At 71.8% G+C, this 4583-nt stretch carries 7 protein-coding genes; 2 read left to right on the forward strand and 5 right to left on the reverse strand.

All coding sequences use genetic code 11. The annotated features are described in order from the left end of the window. The 4 genes from EYA84_RS27090 to EYA84_RS27105 all read right to left on the reverse strand — a co-directional run. Positions 1–613: anti-sigma regulatory factor (locus EYA84_RS27090; protein ID WP_161595052.1), on the reverse strand; the 613-nt coding region annotated here is incomplete at its 3' end. Beyond that, positions 601–1020 carry an ATP-binding protein gene (locus EYA84_RS27095; RefSeq protein ID WP_131056583.1) on the reverse strand — a complete coding sequence of 140 codons (420 nt, stop codon included), beginning with the start codon at positions 1018–1020 and terminating at the stop codon, positions 601–603. The genes EYA84_RS27095 and EYA84_RS27090, both read right to left, overlap by 13 nt. Beyond that, positions 1017–1433 (reverse strand): STAS domain-containing protein, encoded by a 417-nt coding sequence (locus EYA84_RS27100; RefSeq protein WP_131056585.1) that lies wholly within the window; start codon positions 1431–1433, stop codon positions 1017–1019. The genes EYA84_RS27095 and EYA84_RS27100 overlap by 4 nt, the downstream gene beginning before the upstream one ends. After that, positions 1433–2293, reverse strand: coding sequence for an STAS domain-containing protein (locus EYA84_RS27105; protein ID WP_131056587.1), 861 nt, complete (start codon positions 2291–2293; stop codon positions 1433–1435). Before EYA84_RS27105 ends, EYA84_RS27100 begins: the two co-directional genes overlap by 1 nt. A 165-nt stretch (positions 2294–2458) precedes the next feature. Here EYA84_RS27105 and EYA84_RS27110 point away from each other — a divergent pair, with 165 nt between their 5' ends. After that, on the forward strand, positions 2459–2812 hold the full coding sequence (locus EYA84_RS27110) for an STAS domain-containing protein (protein ID WP_131056589.1): 354 nt from the start codon (positions 2459–2461) through the stop codon (positions 2810–2812). Positions 2813–2822: 10 nt separating this feature from the next. On the opposite strand, the gene EYA84_RS27115 is transcribed toward EYA84_RS27110, so the two are convergent. After that, on the reverse strand, positions 2823–4136 hold the full coding sequence (locus EYA84_RS27115; protein ID WP_131056591.1) for an MFS transporter: 1314 nt from the start codon (positions 4134–4136) through the stop codon (positions 2823–2825). Between the two features lie 50 nt (positions 4137–4186). Here EYA84_RS27115 and EYA84_RS27120 point away from each other — a divergent pair. After that, a partial coding sequence (locus tag EYA84_RS27120) for a FadR/GntR family transcriptional regulator (RefSeq protein WP_131056593.1) occupies positions 4187–4583 on the forward strand: 397 nt, incomplete at its 3' end.

Raw genomic sequence — 4583 nt, forward strand, 5'->3', positions numbered from 1 at the left:
GGTCACCTCGGAACGCGGCGAGCGCGGCGTCGGTGGCCGCCCCGGCCAGCGGGCCGTGCCCGAGGCCGTCGGTGACCAGCACCTGACGGCGATCGCCGACGACCCGCCAGGCGTAACCGTCCCCACAGACCGTCTCGCCGGCCAGCGGCCTGGTCAGCCCGCCGGCCCAGGGCAGGTCGGTGTCCGCGCCCCCGAACACGCGTACCGCGATGACGGTGCCCCGGCCGGGCCAGGAGTACGCGTCGAACCAGCTCGCCTGGCGCACGATCGCGCCCAGACCGATGCCGAGGGTGCCGGTGGTGGAGTGCCCGTCCCGCGCGGACTGCGCCAGGTCGGCCATGCCCGGACCGGAGTCCAGGGCGATCAGCTCGACCCCGGCGTCCAGCTCGCGGCGTACCGGCCGGAGCAGCAGCATACCGTCGTCGGCGTGCTTGATCAGATTGCTGGTCAGCTCGGCGGCGACGATGGCCAGGTCGGCGATCCGGCCCTCGGGCAGCGCCAGTTCATTCCCCAGGCGCTCGGCCGCCCGCCGCACCGCACTGCCGGTGCTGCCGTTCTCCACGCGGTACCAGGTGCCCCGGTCGGAGACCGGCGCGGCGGTCACCGGGACCACTTGGTGATCGTGATCCGGGTGCCCTGCCCGGGCGCGGTCTGGATGTCGAACTCGTCCACCAGCCGGCGGGCACCGCTCAGGCCGAGACCGAGGCCGCCGCCGGTGGTGTAGCCGTCGGTCAGGGCGAGGTCCAGGTCGACGATGCCCGGACCGTCGTCCGCGAAGACGATCGTGATGCCGGACCTGCGGCCGTTGTCGACTTTGGAGACCTCGACCGTGCCGCCACCGCCGTACACCAGTGTGTTCCGGGCCAGCTCGCTGGCCGCGGTGACCACCTTGGTCTGGTCGACCAGCGACAGCTTGACCGCCACCGCCACGGTACGCACCAGTTGCCGGACGCGTACCACGTCCTCGTCGCTGCCGACCGTCTGCGCCTGGGGACGCCCCAGGTCGACGCCGCTGGTCATGACGACGCCGTCGGCTCGGGATCCGCCCTGTCGTGGAAGTCGTCGTCGTGGAGGTCGTCGGCGCGGTCGGCCGCGATGAGTTCCATCCCGCGCTCGACGTTCAGGGCGGTCCGGATGCCGTTGAGCGACAGGCCCAGCTCGACCAGGGTGATGGCGACTGCCGGACGCATCCCGACCACCACCGTCTCGGCATCGAGCACCCGGGAGATGGAGGCGATGGTGGAGAGCATCCGGCCGACGAAGGAGTCGACGATGTCCAGGGCGGTGATGTCGATGATCACGCCGTGACAGCCGGTGGCGACGATCCGCTCGGCCAGGTCCTCCTGGAGGGCCACGGCCGTCTGGTCGGACATGTCGAGCTGGATGGAGACCAGCAGGATGTCGCCGATCTTGAGAATCGGCACCCGCTCCATCAGACCTCCCGGCGGGTCTGTCGCCGGTTCGCCTCGACGCCGGTGAGCCGCAGCACGTGCCGCAGCGCGTCGGCGAGGCTCGCCTTGGTGGCGATGTCGCCGAACTCGATGCCGAGCGCGACGATGGTCTGGGCGATCTGCGGCCGGATGCCGGAGATGATGCAGTCGGCGCCCATCAGGCGGGCCGCCACCACGGTCTTCAGGATGTGCTGGGCGACCTGGGTGTCGACCGCCGGTACGCCGGTGATGTCGATGATCGCGTACGGCGAGCCGGTGTCGACCAGGGTCTGTAGCAGCCGCTCCATCACCACCTGGGCGCGGGCCGAGTCGAGCGTGCCGACCAGCGGCACCGCCACCACGCCCTCCCAGAGCTTGACCACCGGGGTGGAGAGCTCCAGCAGTTGCTCCGCCTGGTCGGCGATCAGGCTCTCGCGGGTGCGGACGTAGGTCTCGAAGGTGAAGAGGCCCATCTGGTCGACCAGCGCCGAGAAGGCGACGAAGTCGCGCAGCGTTCCGGTGCCCTGATCGGTCTCCATGACCGTCAGCAGGGCCTCCTTGAGGGCGAACACGCTGCTGGCGGTCTCGCTGGCGGTGAAGCCCTGCCGGGCCTGCCCACGGGAGACCTCGGCGAGCACGGCCCGCAGCTCGGTGGCCTCCTCGGCGGCGAGGTCGCCCACGCCCTTGCCGAGCGCGTCCACCAGCACCCGGTGCATCTCCTGCACCTGCCGGACCAGTTCGGCCTGGCTGAGTCGGCCCCGCAACTGGGCGGCGAGGACCTCGGTCCACCGCTGGACGACCTGTCCGGCCTGACCGGTGAGCAGGTCCGCCAAGCGGCCACTCTCGTCAGCGCTCAACGCCATCGCACTACCCCCCTAGACCTGGACCGGCCGGACTCTATCACCGCGGACCCACAAACTACTTGTCACGAAGCAAGGGAATGACGGGGGCCACCTCATCGTGCTCCCGTTCTGCGTACCGGGCCCGGCGTGGGATACCGTTCCTCCGATAAACAGGAGGTCTGGCATATGTCCCTGACGGTGCACACGGAGCAACGCGGCGACGTGGTCGTGGTGTCGGTCGCAGGTGAACTGGACATGGCCACCGCACCGCAACTGCAGGACCAGATCACCGACCTGCTCGACAAGGGGCGCAGCCGCCTCGTGTTCGACCTGTCGGATGTCTCGTTCTGCGATTCCACCGGTCTGTCGGTGTTCGTCCGCGCGAAGAACAGCTCCGACGAGGCCGGCGGGGTGGTCCGGTTGGCCGCGCCACAACGCGGCGTGCTGCGCATCCTCGAGGTGAGTGGCCTCGTGGAGGTCCTGCACACCTATCCGACGGTCGACGAGGCGGTCGCGGGGGAACCCACCACCTCCTCCTGACCCCACCGCGCTACCCACCGGCCACGGCCGGGCCTCGCTCGTCCTCGATGTACCGAGGGCGAGCGATGACGATTCCTGCCCCGGTCTGCACGGCGAGTGCGACCAGCAGGAAGCCCAGGGGTGCCGTCCACCCACCGGTGGACTCGTGCAGGATCCCGACCAGCAGCGGCCCGAGCGCCGCGATGAGGTACCCGACGCTCTGCGTGAAGGCCGACAACGCGACCGTCCCGTCGGCCGTACGCGCCCGCAGCCCGATGGTGGCCAGGATGAGCGGGAAGGCACCCTGCCCCAACGCCAGCAGCACCACCCAGAGCACCGCCCCGCCACGCGGCGCGAACGCCAGCCCCAGGTAGGCCACGCTGGAGGCGGCGGTCAACGCCAGCACCAGCAGCCGCAGGTCGCTCAGCCGACCGGCCAGCGTCGGCATCAGCAGCGCGATCGGCACCCCGAGCGCGGTCACCCCGGCCAGCAGCAGGCCGGCGTCCTGCGGCCGGAAACCGGCGTCCCGGAACAGCACGGCCAGCCAGCCCATGATCGCGTACGCGCTCAGTGACTGCGCGCCGAAATAGAGCGCCATCGCCCAGCCGAGCCGGGTGCGCGCGGGACTGATCCGCAGACGCGCCCGCCCGCCGTGCCGACCCGACCGCCGCGCGGCCCCACCGGTCCGCAGCGCCGCCGGCAACCACGGGAGTACGGCCACCGCCGCGAGCGCCGCCCAGACACCCAGTCCGACCCGCCACGAGCCGAAGGCGTGCGCCACCGGCACCGCAGCGGCGGCAGCCGCCGTCGCCCCCACCGTCAACGTCATCATGTACACCCCGGTGACCAGGCCGGTCCGGTGCGGGAAGTGTTGCTTGACCAGCATCGGCAGCAGGATGTTCGCCACCGCGATACCGGCCAGCGCGAGCGCGCTGGTGGCCAGGAACACCACGGCGGACCCGGTCACCACCCGCAGCACCTGCCCGACGGTGAGCGCGATCATCGCCAGCACCAGCAGTCGCGGGGCGGAGAGCCGCCGGACCAGCCACGGCGTGGTCGCACCCAACCCGGCGAACGCCACGGCCGGCAGGGTCGTGACGGCGCCCGCCATCGCGCCGGAGAGCGCCAACCCGACGCGTACCTCGTCGAGCAGTGCGCCGAGGCTGGTCATCGCGGCCCGCAGGTTCAGCGCCACCAGCAGCATCCCGACCAGCAGCAGCCACCCGGCACGCGCCCGATCCGCCCCGCCCACCGGGTTTCCGGCGTCAGCGGTCCCGGTCGCAGCGGGTGCGGCACCGGCGGTCGGGGCAGTGGTGGCGGGGGTGCCGGCGGCTGGCGGAGTCATGACCTCGAACCTACAATCATGGGATGAATTTCGGCGAGTGGCTGTAACCAGTGCCACCAGCGATTGATTCCGCCGTCCCGCCCCGGGGCCGACGGACGAACGAGACCATCGCCCGGCTGCGGCGGCGGATCCTGGCCGGCGAGTGGCCGGTGGGCAGCCGCATCCCGACCGAGCCGCAACTCGTCGAGGATCTCGGCGTGGGGCGCAACACGGTCCGCGAGGCGGTCCGGGCACTGGCCCACGCCGGGGTGCTGGAGTGCCGACAGGGCTCCGGGACCTACGTGCTCTCCACCGACGAACTGGCACCCGTGGTGGCCCGCCGCCTCACCGACGACCGGATGACCGAGGTGATCGAGGTACGCCGCGCCTTCGAGGTGGAGGCCGCCCGGCTCGCCGCGCGCCGACGTACCGCCGAGGACCTGGCCACCCTCGACGCCGCGCTGGCGG

It is taken from the genome of Verrucosispora sp. SN26_14.1 (assembly GCF_004307965.1).
GTDB lineage: Bacteria > Actinomycetota > Actinomycetes > Mycobacteriales > Micromonosporaceae > Micromonospora.

Excerpts from the sequence above, each read along its gene's own strand:
- EYA84_RS27095 (WP_131056583.1), bottom strand. The coding sequence starts at position 1,020 with ATGACCAGCGGCGTCGACCTGGGGCGTCCCCAGGCGCAGACGGTCGGC.
- EYA84_RS27100 (WP_131056585.1), bottom strand. The coding sequence starts at position 1,433 with ATGGAGCGGGTGCCGATTCTCAAGATCGGCGACATCCTGCTGGTCTCC.
- EYA84_RS27105 (WP_131056587.1), bottom strand. The coding sequence starts at position 2,293 with ATGGCGTTGAGCGCTGACGAGAGTGGCCGCTTGGCGGACCTGCTCACC.
- EYA84_RS27110 (WP_131056589.1), top strand. The coding sequence starts at position 2,459 with ATGTCCCTGACGGTGCACACGGAGCAACGCGGCGACGTGGTCGTGGTG.
- EYA84_RS27115 (WP_131056591.1), bottom strand. The coding sequence starts at position 4,136 with ATGACTCCGCCAGCCGCCGGCACCCCCGCCACCACTGCCCCGACCGCC.